At 29.5% G+C, this 22922-nt stretch carries 27 protein-coding genes; 7 read left to right on the top strand and 20 right to left on the bottom strand.

All coding sequences use genetic code 11. The annotated features are described in order from the left end of the window. Positions 1 to 346: transposase (locus AC5EAH_RS03385; RefSeq protein WP_493493348.1), on the top strand; the 346-nt coding region annotated here is incomplete at its 5' end. A gap of 15 nt (positions 347 to 361) precedes the next feature. On the opposite strand, the gene AC5EAH_RS03390 is transcribed toward AC5EAH_RS03385, so the two are convergent. Beyond that, a complete protein-coding gene (locus AC5EAH_RS03390) occupies positions 362 to 643 on the bottom strand; it encodes a hypothetical protein (protein ID WP_493493349.1) in 282 nt (93 codons plus the stop codon). A 179-nt stretch (positions 644 to 822) separates the two neighbouring features. Between AC5EAH_RS03390 and AC5EAH_RS03395 the strand changes: the two genes are divergently transcribed. After that, positions 823 to 1251 (top strand): GNAT family N-acetyltransferase, encoded by a 429-nt coding sequence (locus AC5EAH_RS03395; RefSeq protein WP_493493350.1) that lies wholly within the window; start codon positions 823 to 825, stop codon positions 1249 to 1251. Between the two features lie 44 nt (positions 1252 to 1295). After that, entirely contained in the window at positions 1296 to 1595 is a 300-nt protein-coding gene (locus AC5EAH_RS03400; RefSeq protein WP_493493351.1) for a hypothetical protein, read from the top strand. Positions 1596 to 1677: 82 nt separating this feature from the next. On the opposite strand, the gene AC5EAH_RS03405 is transcribed toward AC5EAH_RS03400, so the two are convergent. The 8 genes from AC5EAH_RS03405 to AC5EAH_RS03440 form a co-directional block, all read right to left on the bottom strand. Beyond that, positions 1678 to 2181: a DUF4411 family protein gene (locus AC5EAH_RS03405; RefSeq protein ID WP_493493352.1), complete on the bottom strand. Its 504-nt coding sequence runs from the start codon at positions 2179 to 2181 to the stop codon at positions 1678 to 1680. A 2-nt stretch (positions 2182 to 2183) separates the two neighbouring features. Then, positions 2184 to 3290, bottom strand: coding sequence for an ImmA/IrrE family metallo-endopeptidase (locus AC5EAH_RS03410; protein ID WP_493493353.1), 1107 nt, complete (start codon positions 3288 to 3290; stop codon positions 2184 to 2186). A 209-nt stretch (positions 3291 to 3499) separates the two neighbouring features. Continuing rightward, positions 3500 to 4237, bottom strand: a complete 738-nt coding sequence (locus tag AC5EAH_RS03415) for a Fic family protein (protein ID WP_493493354.1) — start codon at positions 4235 to 4237, stop codon at positions 3500 to 3502. Between the two features lie 200 nt (positions 4238 to 4437). Then, the gene (locus AC5EAH_RS03420; protein ID WP_493493355.1) at positions 4438 to 5208 is read right to left on the bottom strand and encodes a TraX family protein; all 771 of its coding nucleotides are present in this window, start codon (positions 5206 to 5208) and stop codon (positions 4438 to 4440) included. After that, positions 5208 to 5741, bottom strand: a complete 534-nt coding sequence (locus AC5EAH_RS03425) for a DUF924 family protein (protein ID WP_493493356.1) — start codon at positions 5739 to 5741, stop codon at positions 5208 to 5210. Before AC5EAH_RS03425 ends, AC5EAH_RS03420 begins: the two co-directional genes overlap by 1 nt. A 12-nt stretch (positions 5742 to 5753) precedes the next feature. Next, on the bottom strand, positions 5754 to 6995 hold the full coding sequence (locus AC5EAH_RS03430; protein ID WP_493493357.1) for a glutamate-5-semialdehyde dehydrogenase: 1242 nt from the start codon (positions 6993 to 6995) through the stop codon (positions 5754 to 5756). Between the two features lie 12 nt (positions 6996 to 7007). Next, positions 7008 to 8111, bottom strand: a complete 1104-nt coding sequence (gene proB, locus AC5EAH_RS03435; protein ID WP_493493358.1) for a glutamate 5-kinase — start codon at positions 8109 to 8111, stop codon at positions 7008 to 7010. 131 nt (positions 8112 to 8242) lie between these two features. Then, positions 8243 to 8854 (bottom strand): VanZ family protein, encoded by a 612-nt coding sequence (locus AC5EAH_RS03440; RefSeq protein ID WP_493493359.1) that lies wholly within the window; start codon positions 8852 to 8854, stop codon positions 8243 to 8245. Between the two features lie 146 nt (positions 8855 to 9000). On the opposite strand from AC5EAH_RS03440, the gene AC5EAH_RS03445 reads away from it, so the two are divergent. After that, positions 9001 to 9366 carry a hypothetical protein gene (locus AC5EAH_RS03445; RefSeq protein WP_493493360.1) on the top strand — a complete coding sequence of 122 codons (366 nt, stop codon included), beginning with the start codon at positions 9001 to 9003 and terminating at the stop codon, positions 9364 to 9366. A gap of 15 nt (positions 9367 to 9381) precedes the next feature. Beyond that, entirely contained in the window at positions 9382 to 9708 is a 327-nt protein-coding gene (locus AC5EAH_RS03450) for a hypothetical protein (protein ID WP_493493361.1), read from the top strand. A 95-nt stretch (positions 9709 to 9803) separates the two neighbouring features. Here the strand turns inward: AC5EAH_RS03450 and galT are convergent, their stop codons facing one another. The 6 genes from galT to AC5EAH_RS03480 form a co-directional block, all read right to left on the bottom strand. Then, positions 9804 to 11330, bottom strand: coding sequence for a UDP-glucose--hexose-1-phosphate uridylyltransferase (gene galT, locus AC5EAH_RS03455; RefSeq protein WP_493493387.1), 1527 nt, complete (start codon positions 11328 to 11330; stop codon positions 9804 to 9806). Further along, positions 11272 to 12441, bottom strand: a complete 1170-nt coding sequence (locus AC5EAH_RS03460) for a galactokinase (RefSeq protein ID WP_493493362.1) — start codon at positions 12439 to 12441, stop codon at positions 11272 to 11274. The genes galT and AC5EAH_RS03460 overlap by 59 nt, the downstream gene beginning before the upstream one ends. Beyond that, positions 12442 to 13482, bottom strand: a complete 1041-nt coding sequence (locus AC5EAH_RS03465) for an aldose epimerase family protein (protein ID WP_493493363.1) — start codon at positions 13480 to 13482, stop codon at positions 12442 to 12444. Between the two features lie 201 nt (positions 13483 to 13683). Next, the gene (gene rsmG / locus AC5EAH_RS03470; protein ID WP_493493364.1) at positions 13684 to 14400 is read right to left on the bottom strand and encodes a 16S rRNA (guanine(527)-N(7))-methyltransferase RsmG; all 717 of its coding nucleotides are present in this window, start codon (positions 14398 to 14400) and stop codon (positions 13684 to 13686) included. Further along, positions 14393 to 16285 carry a tRNA uridine-5-carboxymethylaminomethyl(34) synthesis enzyme MnmG gene (gene mnmG / locus AC5EAH_RS03475; protein WP_493493365.1) on the bottom strand — a complete coding sequence of 631 codons (1893 nt, stop codon included), beginning with the start codon at positions 16283 to 16285 and terminating at the stop codon, positions 14393 to 14395. Before mnmG ends, rsmG begins: the two co-directional genes overlap by 8 nt. 205 nt (positions 16286 to 16490) lie before the next feature. Next, complete coding sequence (locus AC5EAH_RS03480; RefSeq protein WP_493493366.1) at positions 16491 to 16784, bottom strand: hypothetical protein; 294 nt, start codon at positions 16782 to 16784, stop codon at positions 16491 to 16493. Between the two features lie 636 nt (positions 16785 to 17420). Here AC5EAH_RS03480 and AC5EAH_RS03485 point away from each other — a divergent pair. After that, positions 17421 to 17831, top strand: a complete 411-nt coding sequence (locus AC5EAH_RS03485) for a hypothetical protein (protein WP_493493367.1) — start codon at positions 17421 to 17423, stop codon at positions 17829 to 17831. A gap of 36 nt (positions 17832 to 17867) precedes the next feature. Here the strand turns inward: AC5EAH_RS03485 and mnmE are convergent, their stop codons facing one another. The 5 genes from mnmE to AC5EAH_RS03510 all read right to left on the bottom strand — a co-directional run bounded on the left by mnmE (position 17868) and on the right by AC5EAH_RS03510 (position 22259). Next, on the bottom strand, positions 17868 to 19253 hold the full coding sequence (mnmE, locus tag AC5EAH_RS03490) for a tRNA uridine-5-carboxymethylaminomethyl(34) synthesis GTPase MnmE (protein WP_493493368.1): 1386 nt from the start codon (positions 19251 to 19253) through the stop codon (positions 17868 to 17870). A 52-nt stretch (positions 19254 to 19305) separates the two neighbouring features. Next, the gene (locus AC5EAH_RS03495; protein ID WP_493493369.1) at positions 19306 to 20460 is read right to left on the bottom strand and encodes a glycosyltransferase; all 1155 of its coding nucleotides are present in this window, start codon (positions 20458 to 20460) and stop codon (positions 19306 to 19308) included. Further along, positions 20461 to 21210, bottom strand: coding sequence for an RNA-binding cell elongation regulator Jag/EloR (gene jag / locus AC5EAH_RS03500; RefSeq protein WP_493493370.1), 750 nt, complete (start codon positions 21208 to 21210; stop codon positions 20461 to 20463). 24 nt (positions 21211 to 21234) lie between these two features. Next, positions 21235 to 21579 (bottom strand): ribonuclease P protein component, encoded by a 345-nt coding sequence (gene rnpA, locus AC5EAH_RS03505; RefSeq protein ID WP_493493371.1) that lies wholly within the window; start codon positions 21577 to 21579, stop codon positions 21235 to 21237. Positions 21580 to 21662: 83 nt separating this feature from the next. Then, the gene (locus AC5EAH_RS03510) at positions 21663 to 22259 is read right to left on the bottom strand and encodes a flavin reductase (RefSeq protein ID WP_493493372.1); all 597 of its coding nucleotides are present in this window, start codon (positions 22257 to 22259) and stop codon (positions 21663 to 21665) included. Between the two features lie 157 nt (positions 22260 to 22416). Here AC5EAH_RS03510 and AC5EAH_RS03515 point away from each other — a divergent pair, with 157 nt between their 5' ends. Then, positions 22417 to 22554 (top strand): ArsR/SmtB family transcription factor, encoded by a 138-nt coding sequence (locus tag AC5EAH_RS03515; RefSeq protein WP_493493373.1) that lies wholly within the window; start codon positions 22417 to 22419, stop codon positions 22552 to 22554. Positions 22555 to 22922 lie beyond the last annotated feature (368 nt).

Below are 22922 nucleotides of genomic sequence, written 5' to 3' on the forward strand. Positions count from 1 at the left end.
AAATGCTTTTAAAACGATTCCTTATGCACTTAATAAAATTCATTTATTTCATACTGATCGTGGTAAAGAATTTGATAATAAAACAATTGATACACTACTTTCAACTTTCAATATTAAACGTTCACTTAGCCATAAAGGCTGCCCTTATGATAATGCCGTTGCAGAATCAACCTACAAATCATTTAAAACAGAATTTATTTATCAACATCATTTTAAAACACTAGAACAACTTCAATTATTACTATTTGATTTTGTTAATTGGTGGAACCATGTTCGTTACCATGGTGGGTTGAATTATGAAACACCTATTCAATTCAAAAAATATTATTTAAATAATAGTATATAATTTGTATCAACACCCTTATATTTTTTGTTCAGATAAGTGTTGACAATCCATTTTCATCATCGTGTGAACATATAATTCTTTAATTATTAAAGGTAGTCCTAATAAAATAGGCACAACAGAAATGACACCATTATATTTATCCCACATAAAATATGCCATCATAATGAAATTTAGTACATAAGATATTAAAATATCTGCTTTCGCATAAATTTGATAAATCATATTTTTTTGATATTCATCTCTATCTTTAAATTGCGATACTTGATAATGAAATAATTTATTCACTAATTTCTCCATATGATTCCCACCTCTTTGTCATATATAAACGACACAAAACTTTAAAAAAATATTTATTTACTTACCCATATTATAAAATAACAACTATTTCTTGTCAATTATATATGACAACATTGACAAATATTTTTGATTAAATTAGACTATATTTGTAAGCGTTGTTATAAAAAGGAGGAATACATATGATTAACTATAAAACAATTAAAAATATTTCTGACCATCAATTACGACAATTATATAGTGCCGTAGGTTGGGTAGCCTATACTAAGCGTATCAATAATTTAACCACTTTACTTCATCAAGCCAATCAAGTCATTAGTGCTTGGGACAATGACCAATTAGTTGGTATCATTCGTACAATTGGTGACGGTGCTTATGTTGAACTTATTCAAGATATTATCGTTCTGCCAGATTATCAACATCAAGGTATTGGTACAACATTATTAAACAAAGCTTTAGATAATCTACCCTCAACAATTTATCAAATATTCTTATTAACAGATAGTCACAGTAGTAATCACAAAGCCTTATCATTTTATCAACAACATCCACGTCTCATTTCTTTTACCGACATGGAAGTCACAGGTTTTTATATTAAACCAAATCAATAAACTAATTATCATTATCACAAATAAAGAGAAATTAGGTGAAAATGATGTTTAAAAAACGACAACAACAAAGAGCTGAATTTATGTCTCACATTCGAACTATCTATAATGATGACACTCTAAACTTAAGCGATAATTTAAAAAAAGCATTAATTAAATGTGCACACGGCATTGAAGCTGGAGATAAATTAAATTTTTTAGCTTATCACTTATATCCCGCTGTTATTAATGAATTAACTAGAATTGATTTTAAACCCTCAACGCAATTAACAAACTTTAAATACTATTTAGAGAAAAAGAAATGGTCTTATAGTATAAGTATTAGTCTGATAAAACTTCGTTTTTAGTTAGCATTCAAAACACAATCAAACATTAAATAATAAAAGCTCATCATACTATCAACTAATTTAGTCTATATTATGATGAGCTTTAAATTTTTAAACCTATTTCTCTAAAAAAGTCTAAACGAGAAATACACTTAACATCAAACGCTTTGGCAACATCTGGTAATTTGGCGTTTTTGCTTGGATAATTTGAATTTAGATTTATATTAGCCATTTCATCAGTCACTATCACATAACCTTTATTTTTAGCTATGGCTATTAACCAACCATCAGCAATATGCTCGTTAGCCCATCCTCTATCTGACCACAAAGCTTTGTCATTGTAAAATGAACTTTCACTAATATACTCCAGCACCTCACCCCATTCTTTCATACATGTTTTATGATCAAATAACTGTTTTTGATAATTATTTTTCAAATATTCTTTAGCAAACCACTGACTTTGATAATTTTCATCAACAACTACTTTAGGAATAATTATTCGAGTATTTAATATTTTCGTAAATTCATCCCAAAAACTAGGAAATATCTCAACTGGATAATATCTTTCATAAAATGAAATATAAATATTACTATCTAATAAAAACATTTTTACTTACTCTCCTTCAATATTTTATATCCTTTATAACCTACACCAATAATATGATAAGCATCTGTATACGATATTGTTTCATTTTCCAATGCATTGTCAACATATTTAAAAAAATTGTTATCAATTCTAAATTTTAAATTATGATTATAATTACCACCTGTATTTTTTAATTTTTGTTGTTGTGCATTTTTCTCATAATTCTCTAATAATTGCTGATGAAAATGTAAATATTGATGTTTATCAATTAATTGATTATCAAATAATCTTCTTATAATTACAAATTCACTAACTTTAAAAGTATTTGCCAACTCTTTAATACTTTTCTTATCTTTTTGTAATTTTAAAAATTTATACTTAGGTACTAGTAGTTCTGCAGTCACTTTATTCACAAATGTTTCGACTAAATCATAATCATCAACTTCATTTTGACTCCCAAAAATTTCTGATTCACCTATAAATAAATGCACTAATTCATGAACTAAAGTAAAGAGTTGGGCATTTTTAGTATCTCTCTGATTAATAAAAATGATAGGTGCCTTTTTATCAGTCAATACAAATCCACGAAATTCTTTAACATTTAGTAATCTTTTCGTATTGTCTTTAACTTTCCCATTAAAAAAAACAAATATACCTGCTTGATTTATTTTTAATCTCATATAATTTAAAATTTCATTGCCATTTACATGATCATAATAATCAATTGGTAAATTAAGTACTTTTCTAATACTATTAGCAACTTCTTCTACATTATTTTTAATCGTAAATTCACCAATAAAACTTAACTCATAACTAATTTGACTTTGTAAAAATTCTTGTTTCATTTTCATTTCTTGAATAGTATCTTGAAGTTCTTTACTTTGATAATTAAGATATTCAGATGCTATTGTTCTGAAATTAAGTTTGAGTTCTGGTGTTTCTATTGGCTTTGACAATAATAATAAGCCAACAGGTATACCAAATGCTTTAGCGATTTTTTTCAACTGATTAAATGTCGGTATCTTTTCACCTAATAAGAATTTATCAAAATCTTTATGTACTTTATTAATCATATAGTCTTTATCTATTCCTGATTGTTGAAAATACATATTCAAGACGGATTTATTCATTATATTTTCTTCCTTTCAATAGAATACTTTGAATATATTGTATCATACTAAGATTAAAATAACATGTTATCTATAGTTAGAATTAAACTTTTATAATATTTTTATACTATATTTAAAAATAAGTATTGATAGTTTTATCATCAACACTTTAAATTATAGAATCATAAAAAGTAATAGTAAACAAATAATTATCTGTCTTCTATTACTTTTTAATACTGATTATTTTTCTTTTCGTATTTTTCATGATTTAAATTAAATGAAATTAATCTTTCTTTTTCTTGTCTCATTTTAGGCAATGAAAAATTTACAAACCCTTTCAAATCTTGTTTATCTAGGTACTGTAAATATTCAGCTTCATCTTTTTTCTCGATAATTAAAAATGGTAGGTTTTCATTATATAGTAGTTGATTAATTAGCAATCTTCCTGTTCTACCATTACCATCAGCAAATGGATGAATACGTTCGAATTGAATATGCATATCTAATATTGATTCAACTTTACTTAGAGTATCTTCAGAATGATCTAATCTATATCTTGTGTTATCTATTAATTGTTGCATTAAATATGGTGTTTCCTGAGGTGTGGCAGTATTGAATGAAGCGCCTATAATATAATTTTGATGTTCTTTAAACAAACCACGATTAGCGTTTAATTTATCCAGAACGATTTCATTTATTTTTTTAATATGAGACATATTTAATTCATTTTTATTTTTTAAAATAAAGTCGAAAGCTTCTCCTAAATTCACAACTTCATAAATCTCACGTAAATCAATATTTTTGTTTTGTTCCATATTAACATACGTTTGATGTAAAATAATTGAAATGGTTTCAGATAAAGTAAGTGTATTGCCTTCCAATGCTGTATTGTGATGTGACATTCTAACTTTTATATCATTTACATATTTATAATTTAAGTAACCATAGTCTATTTTTAAATTTTCCATGTCATAGCCTCCTTCAATTTGTATAGTTATATTATAACATTATTTTTATTCTATGGTTTGAGTATACTTATGTAAACAGAATAAGGATATATAATTTGTAGCAACACCTTTATTTTTTTATTCAATCTAGTATTAACAATCCATCAACTCTTTAAATTATAAAACCACACTTATCTAATATGATAAATGTGGTTTTTTTATTAATTCAATATAATTCTTAAAACTCTTAATACCCATAAGTGTAGGGGATAAATTGTATAGAAGAAATATTTATGACCTATGACTTTCATTTTACCTAATTGACCATTGTACCAATAAATAAAAGGTATCACTAAAATCATAAAAAATTGACTATTAAATGTGAAATATTGATAAGGTGACATTAGTGACATTGCTGATTTTAAACCTAATAAATCACTAATTAATACTAATAAACAAAATAATGCCGTCCATACCATTAATTTAGAACGTTGTTGACGATATATATAAAATATTATCGCTAAAGGTATTAAATAAGGTCCACCTTCTACAAGTATACTCAAACTCACTAAGATAATAAAAATAATAATATACGGTAGTTTATCTAATTTTTGTTTAGTGCCCATTAACTCTAATAACCATAAGATAACAAAAGCTAATGTCAAAGTCATAAAAATATTATTACCTTGTATTAATGAAAAGACATCATGTTGCCCCGTCATAACATCTACTTGATGAAATATAATATTAATAACCATGTTTCCTATTAACATGATAATACTGGCAGATAATAATCTAATTAAATAGTTCATACGATTACTCGTGTAAATAAAACCTTCTACTAATAAGAAGATAAATAAAGGTGCCACAAATCTAGTAAAAAATACGATCCAATCTGGTAAAAAATTTAAATATGTATGTAAATGATCAATTATCATAAAGATCACTGCAATAATTTTAAGCTGTGTTGCGTTAAAAGATAATTTTGACATTAAAATCCACTATGTCCTTTCAAAAACTCCAATTCTTCTGGTGTTGATACACGCCCTAAGACTTTATTTCTATGCGGATAACGCCCAAATTGATCTATAATTACTTTATGTTTTAATTCAAATTGATAATTATTTTCTAATCCTGGACGATTAAATAATTGCTCTGCTTGCTGATGAATCACACGTGATTCTGAATGCATGAATGGTAATAAAATAAAGGCTTGATAATCTGCAGATAATGAATCAAACTCTGATTGTTTAATTGCTTCTTGTGCTAAAATTAATGCCATACCATCATAAGCAAAAGCATGTGCATCATCACGGTATAAATTACGTGAAAATTGATCTAAGACAATAATTTCTGCTAAACGTCCTTCCATTGTTGTACGCCAATGTGCTAATTCGCCTCGTGTTGCCTGTTGATGTAAATCTCCAAATCTTTCTTCAATTAACTTATCAAAATCATCTGATTTCGCAAACCATTGTGTTCTATCAATTTCTTCAAACCAAAATTTAATAATTTGTTGTGGCATTTTATTATCCTCCTATGATCTAATTTGACCGCTTCCTTCTACTAATTCTTTTGTTGTTGTTAGCGCAATTAAGCCCATTGGGCCACGTGCATGTAACTTTTGAGTACTGATGCCAATTTCAGCACCATAACCAAATTGTTCACCGTCTGTAAAACGTGTTGATGCATTATGATATAATACTGCAGCATCCACATCTCTAAAGAATTTTACAACATTTTCTTCTGTATGACTTATAATAGCTTCTGAATGCTTAGTACCATATTGATTAATATGATGAATTGCCGCTTCTGGTGTTGGTACATATGTCATCGCAATTTCTAAATCAGAATACTCTGTTGCAAAATCTTCTTCAGTAGCTAGTAATGTCTCTGTATATTGTTGATGTAGTGCTGTTGCAGCATGAATCGTTACATCACATGCTTGTAAAGTTTTAATTAAACTTTCCACATGTGGATAATCTTGATGAATCAACACAGTTTCTATTGCATTACAAACAGATGGTCTTTGCACTTTAGCATTTTTAATAATCTCATTAACCATCGTTTCTTGTGCATCTTTATCAATATAAACATGACAATTACCTGCACCTGTTTCAATGACAGGTACAGAAGCTTGTTCAATCACCGTTTGAATCAAATTAGCACTACCTCTTGGAATTAAAACATCTAAGTAAGTTTTTAATTTAAACATTTCACTTGCCGTTTGGCGTGATGTATCTTCTAATAATTGAATAGCGTCTGGTGAAATAGCCGATTGAGCTAAAGCTGCTTTCATAACTTTAACAAGTGCAATATTCGTCTGTTTAGCACTCGTACTTCCTCTTAATAGTACAACATTGCTTGATTTCAAACATAATGTTGCTGCGTCGACCGTTACATTAGGACGCGCCTCATAAACCATACCTACAACACCTAATGGCACAGATTGTCTTGTAATTTTCAAACCATTAGGTAAAGTCCATTGTTTGACAATTTGACCGACAGGGTCAGGTAAATCAATTAGTTTTTTAACTGCTTGGCTTATATCTAATAATCGTTGTGAATTAATTGTTAATCTATCTATTAATGAAGCGGATAAACCATTTTGTTGCCCTAACAATACATCTTGTGCATTCGCTGATAAAATAGTTGCTTCATTATCAAGTAAAGCTTGTGCAATTAAAGCTAAAGCTTCATTTTTTTGTGCTGTTGTTACTTGTGACATTTGATAACTTGTCTGTTTTAATATTTTTGCTTTTGTTAATAATTCGCTCATAATCTCTCTTCCTTATTTTAATTGTACCCAATTATCTCTATGAATAGCTGATGCTTTATGGCTTTTTGCATAAGCTTTAGCAACATCACTGGATAACCCTTTGACTTGGTTTAATTGTTCTGCACTATATTCAACTTGACCACGTCCTAATAATTCATTTTCATTATACACTTCTACAACATCAAAAGCTTTAAAATAGCCTTCTACCTTAACAATACCCACTGGTAACAAACTATGTCCTCGCTCACATAAAGCTAGTGCAGCACCTTTATCTATAAATAATTTACCTTGTGGTTTAGCGTGATGGGCTAACCATTGTTTACTTCTTTGCATATGTTTTTCATGATTACCAAAGTAAGTACCCGCACCTTTACCGTCAATGATATCTAATAATTTATCTTCACCTTCACCTAAACCAATAAATGTTTCGACACCGAAACTTTGTGCCTTCTCAACTGCTTTTAATTTAGTATACATACCACCAGTCCCTACACTTGAACCAGCACCGCCTGCTAATGCATACAATTCTTCAGTAATTTCGCTCACAAACTGATAACGTTTAGCATCTGAATGTACTTTAGGATTTTTATCATATAAGCCATCAATATCCGTTAAAATAATTAAACTATCCGCTTGTAAAAATCCTGCAACTAAAGCACTTAACACATCATTATCACCATAAGCTAATTCATCTGTTGATACCGTATCATTTTCATTAATAATTGGAATCGCACCATACTGTAACAAATGATTAATCGTTGTATATATATTTTGAAAATGTTGATGACTCAAAAAGTCTGCTTTCGTTAATAAAATTTGTGCGGGTATTAATTGATAGGGCGCAAAATGTTTAATATAATGTTGAATTAATAAACTCTGACCAATCGCCGCACATGCTTGTTTATCGGCCAAAGCTTTTGGACGTTCTTCAAATCCTAAAGCACCAAACCCCGCTGCCACAGCACCACTAGAAACTAAAATTACTTCATGACCTGCTTCACGCATTTTATAAATTGCTTTTGTATGTTCTTCTAATTTTTGATGATTAATTTGTCCGTCTATCGTCGTTAATGAACTACTCCCAATTTTAACCACCACACGTTTTTTATTCTTCATTGTTTCCTCCTAAATAGACTAAAAGGGTAGGAATAATTTTCGTTAAAAAATCACTTATTCCTACCCGAGATGATCGCTGTTGGACTACACTTAACTACTTATCTTGATTATTATGAAAAGCACTTTAAATGTCAAGATGAATAACCTAACTTAATTTTAATACAATAATATTGATAATGAAAATAGATAGGTAATAAATAACCCATAACAATACCTAACATATTCAATATCACATCACCTATATCAAATATACCTACTCTAAAAATAAATTGAATCACTTCAATAATCATTAAAATAAAAGTACTGATAAAGATTGATCTAAAACAACCCATTTTAAAATATCTCATATGCATGCCTAATGGAATGAACATAATAATATTAAGCACTGCAATTAACATAGTCATCTTATCAAATAATGCATATCTCATATACGTTATAAAATCTAAATTAATACCTTGTGTATTTTTTGTTTTAAAAAATAATAAACCGATCATTAAAATCCAGTAACAAATAACTAGCATAGTAAAAACAACTACGGGTAAATAACCTGAAATTATATAATGTAAAAAACTGTATATCATTAGTGCTAAACCAAGCCAGCTTAAATAAAAATAACTTGACATATAGCCTTGTGGCACATAAATATAGGTTAATAAATAATCCGTAAACAGTAATTGATTAATAATTAAACCGATTATCAAAGCAATAATTATCAAGATCATCTGTTTAAACAACTGCTTCATTACAAGCACCTCATTTTTATATCTTAAGGTCTAAGTTTAACATTTTTTTGGTGAGATTGCTATTATCTAGATAAAGTCAATTAAACTTATTTCTAATTAGAAATCGCTTACTTAATATGGTAAAATAGTGGTAAGGAGTTGATTTCATGTATAAAATTCAAGTAAATTATTCACTGCCACTCTTTAATAATTTTGATATTATGATTAATAATATACATACTGACAGCATGAAAAAACGTAAAACATGTATTGTCAATGTACCTCATCAACATAATACTTTACAAATCACTCATCGTTTTATAAATTCGCAAACAATTACTGTGCAAGATCAAGATACCGTATTTGTTACTATTCATCCTGGGGTTTATCTATTATGGGGTTTATTTATTCTACTGATGTATTGTGGCATAATTAGTTTTTTCTTACTTTTTATCTCTATTCTAATTACTTGGAAGTATGGCTTTCAATTACGCATTGCACCTTATTCAAATATCTTACAATTCACAAGCTAAAAGGAGGTTGCTATTATGACTTTACTTCATATCAATACAAATATTTCTCATCATTTTGATATTTTTATTAATGATAAATTCAACTGTCATATAAATGACAAACAAATCACATTAGATTTACCACAACAATCACAAACCTTACAAATCCGACATAAATTTTTCAAATCAAATGAACTAGAAATCACAAATAATGATGAAATCACAATGACATTAAATCCATGGGTTATCATTTTATTCATCGTTTTTCTAAGCCTAACCTTATATAAAATTAATTTTCTTCCTATGCTTATAGGCTCACTCTTTCCTTCAATCAATTCACTATTTCGTTTAAAAAAACGATAAGTAAAGCATCAACTAATATTCATCATTTTTAAAAATTATAATTTAAAGTGCTAATGACAAAATCATCAGCACTTTAAATTATACAATCATTTTTCTTACATTTCATTCACACCTATACTATCAATAAATCTTCTAAAAGCTTGTTGTCCTTGTTCATCACGTTTATAAACACCCGCATCTTCTAAAACACGTATAAAAACATATCCTAATTCTTGTTGAATAATATGCTTAACATCTTTAAAATCATGATTACTCTGTTTAATTTTTTCTGCCCATGCCAAATGATATTCAGCTATTTCATTTGGTTGATCTAATAAAAATTTTTCGACCTCTTGTAATTCTGTTGCTAAACGCGGAGGTAAAATCGCTAATCCCATAACTTCAATTAATCCAATATTTTCTTTTTTTATATGATGCACATCTTGATGTGGGTGATAAACACCATCTGGATACATTTCTGATATATGATTATCACGCAATACAATATCCAGCTCAAATTGTTCACCACGTTTACGTGCAATAGGAGTTACCGTGTGATGCGGTGTTTCTTTTGTGTATGCGATAATATCTACTACTTCATCAGAATAATCACGCCAAGCTAAACGAATTGTTTCGGCTAATTCAATTAAACGCTGAGGTTGATTACCTGTTAAACGAATCACTGACATTGGCCACTTGACAATACCAGCTTGTATATCTTCATACCCTTTAAAAGTAAACTTTATATCATAAGGTGCGCTTTCCATCGGAAATACATGTTTACCACCTTGATAATGATTATGTGTTAAAATAGAACCCCCAACAATAGGTAAATCAGAATTTGAACCTGCAAAATAACCTGGAAAAATATCGACAATTCTCAACAAATTTTTAAATGTCGTTTGATTAATTATCATTGGTACATGCGCTTCATTTAAAAAAATACAATGTTCATTAAAATAAGCATAGGGTGAATATTGAAATCCCCAACTTTCTCCACTTAGCTTCATCCGAATAATGCGATGATTGGTGCGTGCTGGATAACCTAGACGCCCTTGATACCCTTCATTTTCCATACACAACATACATTGTGGATATTCTGTATTGCTTGCTAATTTAGCTGCCGCAATCTCTTTCGGATCTTTTTCTGGTTTAGATAAATTTATTGTAATTTCTAAATCACCGTATTTGGTTGGTACTTTAAATTCAATATTTTTTGCAACATCTGCCACTTTAATATAATCATTTTTTTGTGATAATTCATGAAAATTTTTAATTGCTTGTATTGGATTTTGTTTATAGGTTTCCCAAAATTGTTGATTAAGTTTACTTGGAATAGGTGTAATAAAATTCATTAATTCTGCACCTAAATGTGATTTAGCTGATAATGTGTCTTTGCATACACCATTATTCACAGCAATAGTTACTAATTCATCTTTTAAATCAATCATATTGTGATTTGAAACAATATGATCATGCTCCACATTCCCTACTAAATGCATGATGCGATTCATCAAATAGTTTTTATCTACAGGTTGATAGTCACTATGTTCAATAATTTGATTAACGAATGATTCTAAAACATTAGTTTGATAACACACGTGAACCCCCAGCAACTTCTGCAATATAAAAACTTGGTGCATAACCAATTTTTTCAATATATATTTGCTCTACATTAGCCATAAATTGTTTAACTTTATCACGCTGAACAATTGCGATAGCACATCCACCAAAACCAGCACCTGTCATACGCGCACCTAAAACACCTTCTTGTTGCCATGCTGTATGAACTAATGTGTCTAGTTCGTCACCTGTAACTTCATAATCATGTTCTAATGATACATGAGATGCATTCATTAGACGACCTAATTTGTTTAAATCACCTATTTTCAATGCTTCAACAGCATGCAATGTTCTTTCGTTTTCTAAAACAGCATGACGTGCACGTTTAAGACGATTACGATCTTTAATTAAATACGCATATTCATCAAATTGTTGTGCAGTTAATTGCCCTAAAGTATCAATAGTTATTTCCTCATTTAATTCTTTTACGGCTTGTTCACATTCTGAACGACGTTCATTGTATTTCGAATCCACTAATTCACGACGTTTATTTGTATTCATAATTACAATAACATTATCTTGTAAATCAAGAGGAACTAACTGATATGACAAAGTATTAGTATTTAAATAAATCGCATGATTATCAGCACCCATACCAATAGCAAATTGATCCATAATGCCTGAATTCACACCAATAAAATCATTTTCTGTTTGTTTACCAATTTTAATTAAATCTAATCTTGTTAATTCTAAATCATATAATTCTTCTGCAATAATACCTACTAATAATTCTAAAGAAGCAGAGGATGATAACCCCGAACCATTAGGAATATTACCATAAATATATACGTCAAAACCATGTTCTATTTTATGACCGGCTTGTCGAAGAAATAATAACATACCTTTAACATAATTTGTCCAATGATCTTTAGCATCATACTCAAGAGAATCAAGTGTTAATTCAATAATACCCAATGATTCAAAATTAGCAGAATACAAACGAATAGTTTTATCTGCACGTCTTCTTGTTGCAGCATATGTACCTAGAGTAATCGCAGCTGGAAATACATGCCCACCATTATAATCAGTATGTTCACCAATTAAATTAATACGTCCTGGTGAAAAGAATATTGCCTCTGCTTGTTCATTAAAAATAGTTGTAAAAGCTTGTTTTAATTCTATTGTATTCATTTATAAATCCTCCAATGATTTTAAATCAAATTGATATTTAATAGTATGCGTCACTTGTTGATCTGGATGTACCAAGATATTCCCGAAATGTTCATGATGAATAGCATCGGGCAATGTTTGTGCTTCTAATGCCACACCTTCATGTTTTTGATTAACACGACCTTGACTACGACTAAAATACACATGATTTTCTGGAAAATTAAAGCTATAGACCACTAAACCATTACGTTGCGAATACATGGCAACTGCATCTCCACTTTTTTCATCTACTAATTTGGCAATCATTTGGTCTGTATTTACAATAAAGGCATCATCTAATCCACCTGTTATTTTAATAGCTTCCATCAAATTTTTAGATTGACGAAAATCATAAGGTGTATTTTCTACTGATAATAATTTCCCTGTTGGAATTAACTCACTCGTTGTTTCAAGATAATGATTTGATGCAATAAATAATGAATGATGTGATAAATCATCGCTATCTCCTAAATTAAAATAGACATGATTTGTAGGATTAAATAGCGTAGTTTTTGTAATATCTGTTGCTTTGTAACTTACTTTTAAACAATTTTGATTATCCCAACGATACGTCACGCTTATTATCATATCTCCTGGAAACTTATCTTTGCTTTGCTCTGCTTTGTAAAATAATGTGACACATACTTTATCAGTTGTTGCAAAAGTTTGATATTGCCAATTCTGACGATGAAAACCTTGAGTACCACCGTGTAAACAATGACCATTATTATTTTGATCTAATTGATAAATGTGATTCTCTACCACAATTTTACCTTCTTTAATTCTACCTGCAACACGCCCAATAGATTGTCCTGCACAAATACCATTCATATTATATTGACTAGGTTTCTCGTGTCCTAGTACTATATTTTTAAATTGACCATTTGCTTGTGGAACTAATAAAGCTTGCCAAGTTGCACCTAATGTCAAAATGTGTACCTCAACACCTAAATCATTAATTAGTTTTATTTGTGTAATCGCTTCATCATTAACTTGTTCTATTACTTTTGTTTGAATATCCATTTTATGACTCCTTTAAAAAATGAAATCGTTTTCTATCGTCGTTTATATAATACCACATAGTACCTTGAGCTGCAATCAAGAATTTAAATCGAGCCGTATCAACTTTTGATTAACTGACTATTCAATTAAAAACTAATTAAACTAAATCATATTCATAAAATAGTCTAGAATTTATATATTATAATAAAAATAAAGAACCTATTAAATAATAGGTTCTTTATTTGGTGTACCTGGTTTTCGCGGATATTTATTTGGTGTTTGTTTACGTTTATCTATAATAACGATATGACGTTCTGCTTGTTCAATTGGTAAAATAAAATCTTCAATTTTTACTAATTTACCACCTAAAGTCGTAATTGCTTTTGTGCCTTCTTGTAATTCATCTTGTGTTTGTTGCGCTTTTAATGCTACAAATTGCCCTCCAAGTTTAACTAATGGTAAACACAACTCACTTAATACGCTCATACGTGCAACCGCACGTGCTGTTACAACCTCAAATTGTTCACGATACAATTTATTTTTTCCCGCTTCTTCAGCTCGAGCGTGAACAAAAGTCATTTGTTCCAATTTTAACGCTTCTGCTAAATGTTCTAAAAACTTAATACGTTTATTCAAAGAATCAATAATTGTTATTTGTAAATGAGGGTACAATATTTTTAAAGGAATACTTGGAAAACCAGCACCTGCACCAACATCACATAATTTATCCACCTTAGATAAATCATAGTAAAAAGCCAATGACATTGAATCATAAAAATGTTTTAAATAAACGCCAGCTTCATCAGTAATCGCTGTTAAATTAATTTTTTCATTCCATTCTACTAACAACTGAAAGTAAGTATCTAATTGAGTTAATTGATAAGCTGATAATTCATAACCATGTTGTTTTAATAATTCAATAAATTGTGCTTTATTCATGTATTTCACCTGCTACTTTCGCAATCTTACCTTGTTCTAAATAAACTAATAAAATAGAAATATCTGCTGGGTTAACACCAGAAATACGTGATGCTTGCGCAATAGATAAAGGACGTACTTTTTTTAATTTTTCACGTGCTTCTAAAGCTAATGAGTGAATAGCATCATAATCAATATTGTCAGGAATACGTTTATTCTCTAATTTTTTTAATTTTTCCACTTGTTGTAAAGATTTTTTAATATAACCTTCATATTTGACTTGAATTTCAATTTGTTCAGCAACTTCATCAGAAACAACTATCTCTTCTTCTAAAATAGAAATAATATCTTGATACGTCATTTCAGGACGACGTAATAATTCAACTGCCAAAATACCGTCCTTTAATAATGCACCGCCTTTACTTTCTATCACACTTTGTGTATGTGCAGTAGGGCGAATACGCATTTCCGACAAACGTAAAATTTCATCTTCAATTTGTTGACGTTTATTTACAAAATGTTGATAACGTTCTTGTGAAATTAAACCAATTTGATAACCAATATCAGTTAAACGTAAATCAGCATTATCATGACGTAATAATAAACGATGTTCAGCACGTGATGTTAATAAACGATAAGGCTCATTCGTGCCTTTTGTTACTAAATCATCAATTAACACCCCGATATAAGCTTCACTACGACTTAATACTAATTCAGGCTGTTCTAACACACGTGCAGCTGCATTAATACCTGCCATTAACCCTTGACCCGCAGCTTCTTCATAACCACTCGTTCCATTAATTTGACCTGCTGTATACAAGTTTTTAATTAATTTTGTTTCTAATGTTGGCCATAATTGCGTAGGTACAACTGCATCATACTCAATTGCATAACCTGGACGCATTAAATCAACATTTTCAAGTCCCGCAATAGATTTTAACATTTGACGTTGTACATGTTCAGGTAATGAAGTTGATAAACCTTGCACATAAACTTCTTTAGTATGACGTCCTTCTGGCTCAAGAAATAATTGATGACGTGATTTATCATTGAAACGTACATATTTATCTTCAATAGAAGGGCAATAACGTGGACCAGTTCCTTTAATCATACCTGAATACATCGCTGACAGATGTAAATTATCATCAATAATCTTATGCGTACCTTCATTAGTATAAGTTAACCAACATGGCAATTGATCCATAATAAATTCAGTTGTTTCATAACTAAATGCACGTGGCACTTCATCCCCAGGTTGAATTTCTGTTTTACTGTAATCAATTGAATCACCATTCACACGTGGTGGTGTCCCAGTTTTAAATCTAACTACTTCAAAACCTAATTCTTCTAAATTTTCAGCTAAGCTAATAGACGGTTGTTGATGATTAGGCCCGCTCGAATATTTCAAATCACCAACAATAATTTCACCACGTAAAAAAGTTCCTGTTGTTAAAATCACTGCCTTTGCATTAAACTTCGTACCTAATTGCGTTAATACACCTGTTACTTGATTATCTTCTACAATTAATTTTTGCACCATACCTTGTAGAATATGTAAATTAGGTTCATCTTCAATCACTTGTTTCATCATTTGTTCATATTCTTTTTTATCAGCTTGTGCACGTAATGCACGCACTGCTGGACCTTTTGCTGTATTTAACATACGCATTTGAATATGCGTTCTATCTATTGTTTTACCCATTTGTCCACCCAATGCGTCAATTTCACGCACAACAATTCCTTTTGCTGGTCCACCAACCGATGGATTACAAGGCATAAATGCGACCGCATCTACATTAATTGTTAACATTAAAGTTTTGGCACCTTTACGAGCTGATGCTAAACCAGCTTCAACACCAGCATGACCAGCACCAACGACAATGACATCATAGTCAAATTCATTCATCTTATTTTCCTCCAGATTATTTTCATTATCAAAAAAACACAACAAGTCACTGTCTAATCAGACAGTCACTCTTGTGCTTTCACCACAATTTATTTAATTCTTTTTTATTATAGTCAGAAACACCCTGCATTTCAACAAAATCGCAATATTAATTATAATAAAAAAGATAGAACACTCACGTCCTATCTTTTCCACAATCTTACATTTATCTCGTAATTGTCACAGCACCTATAGTATAGTACCATTTCTTTTTTTCTAAATATTTTTTGAAATTTAATAATTCAACAGATTGTTTTAAATCATCTCTTGTTAACTCACCAATAACACTAGGATATAAATGATAAGCTAGATAACTTATTCTGTCTCGATTTTCAATACCTTTGGCACATTTTACTAACGCTTCTTTTAAATTATTACTTAAATTCAAATCATCATTATTATAAATATTACGAATATATGCCATAAACTCATCTCTTTTTTCTTGACGTTTTTTAAACATATTTATCACCTCTTACATATCTATCTGCTTCACCAATAAATTCTATCTAACTTCTCAGTTTAACATTTTAACCATATTAGGGATATTTGATAAAATAATTTTTTGAAAGCATTTATTACACTTATATAATATAATGATATATATATCTAAATATTTATCAACATATTTTATAAAATTTTTTCCATATTTAATCCTTTTCAAAATTTATAATTTCATCATAAAAATGTCGATTTTTCTCTGATAAATCGATTGTTCCACTAAGTATGCTACTTTTGGATCAAGATTTGTTTGAACAAAAAACAAAGAGTAGCTCTTGCAAAAAAACATTTTGAAAAAATGTGCCTTTTTTGAAAGATACAGCAAACAAAGTGCGGTAATATAAGGAAACACTAATGACAAATAAAAAATAGGGGTAATATTCATTGTATGTGCTTTTCTAATTTCAATCTATTGCTTATTTGATAAATCTATATTTCGTTCTGACGGTGATATACTTGTTAGTTATTTATTTATTATAGGTGTATTGTTATTTAAAATATCTGAAAAATCTGACAAAAATATTGATTAATCACATTTCTAAGTATATATTAGATATATAACCTTATCGTATATTTTGACTCAATAGGAGGGATCTATGTGAAAAAATTAATCGCCCTTTGTTTACTGACATTATTAACAGCTTGCCAATCTCAATCTACGCTACAAGGGCATTATTTTAACGGTCATTCTCAATTATATGGCCATAGTGATGTACGTATTTATTATCCAGATTGGGATGATAAACATATTAATATTGAAAATGATAATATCACTACTTATACAGCTGACAATAAACCTCAACTGGCAGACTATTATTTGCAAGGTTTATATACAGTTAACGACATCATCGAAGAAAATGGCAACTACACTTTAAAACTTGAATTATTTGATGACAGCTCAGGACAATCCATAAAAAAAGTTGATTATCATTTTACAAAACAAGGAGATAAGTATATTGATGACAATAAAGTTGAATTTGAATTAAGAAAAATTATCAAATCTCAATAAAAAATCAGCTAGGTAACATGTGCCTAGCTGGTTTTACTATTTACCTAAACAAAATTGTGAGAATAATTGATTTAATAGGGCATCACTGACTTCTTCACCTATAACTTCACCTAATAGTTCCCAAGCTTTAACTAAATCAATTTGTACCATATCTATGGGCATACCCATTTCTGCTGTTTTTACCGCTTCTTGCATAGATGTTTTGGCTTGTTTTAATAAAGCAATATGGCGACTATTTGAAACATATGTCGCATCTTGTTGTTCGATATCACCTGCAAAAAATAAATCGGCAATCAATTGTTCTAATTCATCAATACCTTGTTGTTGTGTCATTGATGTTGTAATCAAAGGATGTTCTCCAATCATTTCTCTTACTTGTGCTAAATCTAGATGATTCTCTAAATCTTGCTTATTAACAATAATAATGACATCCTTATTTTGTGTTAATGCAAAAAGTTGCTTGTCTGCTTCGATTAAAGATTCATTATTATTTAATACAAATAACACTAAATCTGCTTGTTGTAAGGCTTTATGTGAACGTTCAACACCTATTTTTTCAACAACATCTTCTGTTTCACGAATACCGGCCGTATCAATCAATCTTAGTGGTACACCACGCACATTAACATATTCTTCTAAAACGTCACGTGTTGTTCCAGCAATATCAGTAACAATGGCCTTGTTTTCTTGTAATAAATTATTTAATAAAGATGACTTCCCAACATTTGGACGTCCAATTATTGCTGTTGCTAAACCATCACGCATAATTTTACCTTGCTGACTCGTTAATAATAATTTATCAATTTCTTTTTCTACACGATGTGCAACAGTTAACAAAAATTCTGTCGTTGCTTCTTCTACATCATCATATTCTGGATAATCAATATTAACTTCTACTTGTGCTAGAACTTGTAAAATATCTTGGCGTAAAGTTTGTATTAAAGTACTTAAACGTCCTTCCATTTGTGACATCGCAATTTGTTGTGCACGCTCTGTTTTAGAACGAATAAAATCCATAATACCTTCTGCTTGAGATAAATCAATACGACCATTTAAAAATGCACGTTTAGTAAATTCACCCGGTTCAGATAATCTAGCACCATAAGTTAAAGCTAGTTCTAACACTTTATTAATCGTCATAATACCACCATGACAATTAATTTCTACAACATTTTCTTTCGTATATGTTCTAGGTGCCAACATTAAAGAAACCATTACTTCTTCAATAATTTGATTTGTTGCTGGATCAACTAAATGACCATAATGTATTGTATGGCTTTGACAATCAGCTAATAATTGACGATTAGGTTTTTGAAAAAACTTATCTACAATCGCTACCGCTTCATCACCACTTAACCTTACAATACCTATTGCACCTTCTCCTCTTGGCGTTGATATTGCTGCAATTGTATCAAACTCCATATCCTAACTCCTTTCATATAAAAGAGAGTGACTAAAAAGTTAGTACACCCCTTTATTTAATCATATTTATCGCTTCCTGATAAATTTTAATAATATTTTCACCAAATACTTGTTTAGAAAACTTACTACGATACTGACAATTAAATTGATAACTATCTTGACATACTTTTTTATTATTTAACAATGTTAATGCATATAATAAAAATTGTTCGCTTGATGTATATTGATAACCATTTTTACCGCTAAATATCACTTCATCTAAACAATGATCTTTTTTACATAGTAGGGGTAGACCACTCGCTAGTGCTTCGATATATGTTAAGCCCTGTGTTTCACTCGTTGAAGCACTTAAGAAAATATCACCTAATTGATAATATTGCCACATTTTTTGACGTGGAATAAATCCAGTAAAACAAACTTTATCAACTATATCTAATGATTTAACTTGCGTTTCTAACAACTCTCGAGCTGGCCCATCACCAACAATTAATAAAAAAATGTTTTCTGTTTTCTGCAGTAATTCATAAAAATGCTGAATACTTTCTGCAACATTTTTTTCATATCCTAGTCTACAAGCACTTAAAAAAATCTTACAATCTTTTGGCAATTGATGATGTTCTAATAATAATTGACGCGCTTCATTCGATAACTGTTGACTATATTGTGTCAAATCAATACCCGTAGGTACAATCGCTATTTTTTTATGTACACCATACTCTTCTAATTGTAATTTAACTTTGTTGGTCGGTACAATAATCATATCCATATCTCTTAAAACATAATTACTCATTGTCGCAACCATTTTTTCACTTATTTTACCTATTTTCATAATATATTGAACATATTGTTCGTATAAAGTATGATAAGTATGCACCAATGGTGCACCTGTTTTTTTATGAATACGTTTCGCAAAAATAAAACTAAAAAATTCACAATGACTATGAATAATATCTGGATGCCAGTCAATCAATTCATTTAAATATTTATCCAAGTACGTAATAGGTAAACGTACATCTGGATAAATATTAAATGGAATAGATTTTAAGTAATAGACATTATCTTTATAGTACGATTTACTAGAATTTGATAAAGTTAAAATTTTCACTTCGTGACCTTGTACTTCTAATTCTTCTTTCAAAGTAACAATTGAACTTACCACGCCATTAATGACTGGTAAATATAAGTCAGTGGTTAATAATACTTTCATTTAATCTACCTTTATTACTAAATAACGATAAGGTTCTTTACCTTCCGAATGCGTGGAAATATTTGCGATATTAACTAAAGCTTTATGTACAATTTTTCGTTCATGAGAGGGCATGGGCTCTAATTTAATAGGTTTACCAAAATGTTTTGCTTTTTTAGCCATATTAAGTGCAAGTTCTTCTAGTGCTTGTGCACGTAATTCTCTATAGCCTTCAATATCTAATTCTACCATTGAAAACTGTTTTAAATGATTCATATAAACAATTTGAGCTAATTGTTGTAAAGCATTTAATGTATTCCCTCTTTTACCTATTAAACGACCAGCTTCTTCAGTATGTAATTCTAATTTAAGATTGGGATGCATTGCGTTTACATCAATTGTTAAATCATTAATATTCATATCTTGTGCAATATTTTTTAAATAATCCATTACAACATCAATACTTGCTTGTTTATCTATGACTTGCTCTTTTTTTTCAACTGGCTTTAAAAGCGGTTCAACTATTACATTTTCTTTTTCTACTTTTTCAATAACTGGCATCGGATCTTGTGTAGTTTGTTTATGACGAGTAACTAATGATTTTAACACTGTAATTTCGACACTTGCTTGACGTTTACCAAAACCTAAAAAACCTTTAGACCCTGCATCTTTAACATCTACTTTAACTTCGTCTTCAGTTAAATTAAAATAAGTCAACCCTCGTGCTACCGCTTCACTAACTGTTGCACCTTTAAAGATTTTCTGTGTCATTTTATATCATACCTTCCTTACCATCTATTCTTGACGGTGTAATAATTTTGCAAGTTTCAATCCATGTTTTAACGATTTTTTAAATGGAACAAAATCATACTGTTCAACACCTTGACGTGCTATTACCATTATATCATATTCATTTAAAATATCATCTTCTAATTGATTGAAGACTTCTCTTATGTATCGTTTAACTTTATTTCTCACGACCGCATTACCTAATTTTTTACTTACTGATAAGCCTAGACGAAAGTGAGATTGTTGTTTATTTAATCGATAAATAATAAAATGACGATTTGCACATGATTTTCCTTGTTTAAACATTTGTGCAATATCTTTTTCTTTTTTTATGCGATATTGTTTTTTCACGACAAATACTCCATTCATTAATTGTTATACATTTAATCATAACAAAAAATACAAACGCCTACAAATATTGATACATATAAATTTTAAAAAGATGATTTATATTCTTCAAAACGAAAATTAACACCCAATGATTGATGAGTTGTAGTATATTCTCTAAATTTATAAATTAGTGGTTGCCATTTTTCAACATCTATATATGTATCATCATATAAAATAGTTTCATTAACAAAAATATTATGTATTTCACACTCTATAATCGCAAAACCTGATTTTATCATAATTGATTTGACCTTTGTTTCTATATGAATAGGGCATTCTTTAATTCTTACTGTATCTACCGTTTCACCAACTAATTTAGTAAATCTTCCTAATGTAAACTTATCTTCACAAAATACATAGCCTGCTTGTTGTTTATATACGGGTACATCTATGCAGCCTGTTGTTTTAGCGATTGCTTCTACATTTTGCCATAATTGTGAATTAGCTAAATTTAAAGTTACATCACTACCATTTTGAATATTTAAAAATCCTTGACTATTAATACTTAAACCCAATACGACATACTTTCCTAATGTCCATGTCGAACTAATAACAGTAATATTATCTTGGTTATTTTTAGTCGTCATTAATACAACTGGAAAACCATAGTAAAAACTTGCTTTATTTATTTTTCTAAACATTTTCTCCACCTCCTAGTATAATATAATATGTATTTATCTCTATCGACATCGATATATTATAACGAAAGGACAGATTAATATTAGAGGTTTACCAAATATACAATTATCAACTAAACTATTAGCTGATACTTCACGCTTAACCATACTTACTATATTAATGGACGGTAAATTTCATACCGTGAATGAATTAGCTACTGCGGCAAAAATTAAAAATCACACTGCTTCTTATCATTTAAAAAAACTTCGAGAAATGAATTGGGTACATGACTATAAGCAAGGACGTCATGTTTACTAACAACTTTGTTCAAATGAAGTTGCCGAATTACTAGAACAATTAATGGTGATTAGTCCTATTAAAACAATTACATCATTTAATCAAAGTGTACATTATCAGCAATTAAAATTTGGACGTTCTTGTTATTGTCATTTAGCAGGGCAACTAGGGGTTTATTTTTTTTAATTTCTTAATAAAACAAAACTATATGATCTTAGCCCATCACACGTTAACACTAACAGAGTCTGGTTATCATTATTTTGAAACATTGGGTATTGATCTTAATGCTATTAAACTTCAACCAGGATATTTTATAAAACCTTGTCTTGATTGGAGTGAACGAACTTTTCATTTAAGTGGTAATTTAGATAAAGCATTTTTTCATTTTT

It is taken from the genome of Staphylococcus sp. B1(2026), from assembly GCF_058895785.1.

Bases quoted from the DNA above. Each gene is read 5' to 3' on its own strand.
- AC5EAH_RS03465 (WP_493493363.1), bottom strand. From the start codon at position 13,482: ATGGATATTCAAACAAAAGTAATAGAACAAGTTAATGATGAAGCGATT.
- AC5EAH_RS03390 (WP_493493349.1), bottom strand. From the start codon at position 643: ATGGAGAAATTAGTGAATAAATTATTTCATTATCAAGTATCGCAATTT.
- mnmE (WP_493493368.1), bottom strand. From the start codon at position 19,253: ATGGAGTTTGATACAATTGCAGCAATATCAACGCCAAGAGGAGAAGGT.
- AC5EAH_RS03515 (WP_493493373.1), top strand. From the start codon at position 22,417: ATGGACGGTAAATTTCATACCGTGAATGAATTAGCTACTGCGGCAAAA.
- AC5EAH_RS03445 (WP_493493360.1), top strand. From the start codon at position 9,001: ATGTATAAAATTCAAGTAAATTATTCACTGCCACTCTTTAATAATTTT.
- AC5EAH_RS03395 (WP_493493350.1), top strand. From the start codon at position 823: ATGATTAACTATAAAACAATTAAAAATATTTCTGACCATCAATTACGA.
- AC5EAH_RS03460 (WP_493493362.1), bottom strand. From the start codon at position 12,441: ATGAATACAATAGAATTAAAACAAGCTTTTACAACTATTTTTAATGAA.
- AC5EAH_RS03425 (WP_493493356.1), bottom strand. From the start codon at position 5,741: ATGCCACAACAAATTATTAAATTTTGGTTTGAAGAAATTGATAGAACA.
- AC5EAH_RS03415 (WP_493493354.1), bottom strand. From the start codon at position 4,237: ATGGAAAATTTAAAAATAGACTATGGTTACTTAAATTATAAATATGTA.
- proB (WP_493493358.1), bottom strand. From the start codon at position 8,111: ATGAAGAATAAAAAACGTGTGGTGGTTAAAATTGGGAGTAGTTCATTA.
- AC5EAH_RS03400 (WP_493493351.1), top strand. From the start codon at position 1,296: ATGTTTAAAAAACGACAACAACAAAGAGCTGAATTTATGTCTCACATT.
- AC5EAH_RS03430 (WP_493493357.1), bottom strand. From the start codon at position 6,995: ATGAGCGAATTATTAACAAAAGCAAAAATATTAAAACAGACAAGTTAT.
- galT (WP_493493387.1), bottom strand. From the start codon at position 11,330: ATGCACCAAGTTTTTATATTGCAGAAGTTGCTGGGGGTTCACGTGTGT.
- AC5EAH_RS03510 (WP_493493372.1), bottom strand. From the start codon at position 22,259: ATGTTTAGAAAAATAAATAAAGCAAGTTTTTACTATGGTTTTCCAGTT.
- AC5EAH_RS03450 (WP_493493361.1), top strand. From the start codon at position 9,382: ATGACTTTACTTCATATCAATACAAATATTTCTCATCATTTTGATATT.
- AC5EAH_RS03405 (WP_493493352.1), bottom strand. From the start codon at position 2,181: ATGTTTTTATTAGATAGTAATATTTATATTTCATTTTATGAAAGATAT.
- jag (WP_493493370.1), bottom strand. From the start codon at position 21,210: ATGACACAGAAAATCTTTAAAGGTGCAACAGTTAGTGAAGCGGTAGCA.
- AC5EAH_RS03480 (WP_493493366.1), bottom strand. From the start codon at position 16,784: ATGTTTAAAAAACGTCAAGAAAAAAGAGATGAGTTTATGGCATATATT.
- AC5EAH_RS03410 (WP_493493353.1), bottom strand. From the start codon at position 3,290: ATGAATAAATCCGTCTTGAATATGTATTTTCAACAATCAGGAATAGAT.
- rsmG (WP_493493364.1), bottom strand. From the start codon at position 14,400: ATGAATAAAGCACAATTTATTGAATTATTAAAACAACATGGTTATGAA.
- AC5EAH_RS03420 (WP_493493355.1), bottom strand. From the start codon at position 5,208: ATGTCAAAATTATCTTTTAACGCAACACAGCTTAAAATTATTGCAGTG.
- AC5EAH_RS03495 (WP_493493369.1), bottom strand. From the start codon at position 20,460: ATGAAAGTATTATTAACCACTGACTTATATTTACCAGTCATTAATGGC.
- mnmG (WP_493493365.1), bottom strand. From the start codon at position 16,285: ATGAATGAATTTGACTATGATGTCATTGTCGTTGGTGCTGGTCATGCT.
- AC5EAH_RS03440 (WP_493493359.1), bottom strand. From the start codon at position 8,854: ATGAAGCAGTTGTTTAAACAGATGATCTTGATAATTATTGCTTTGATA.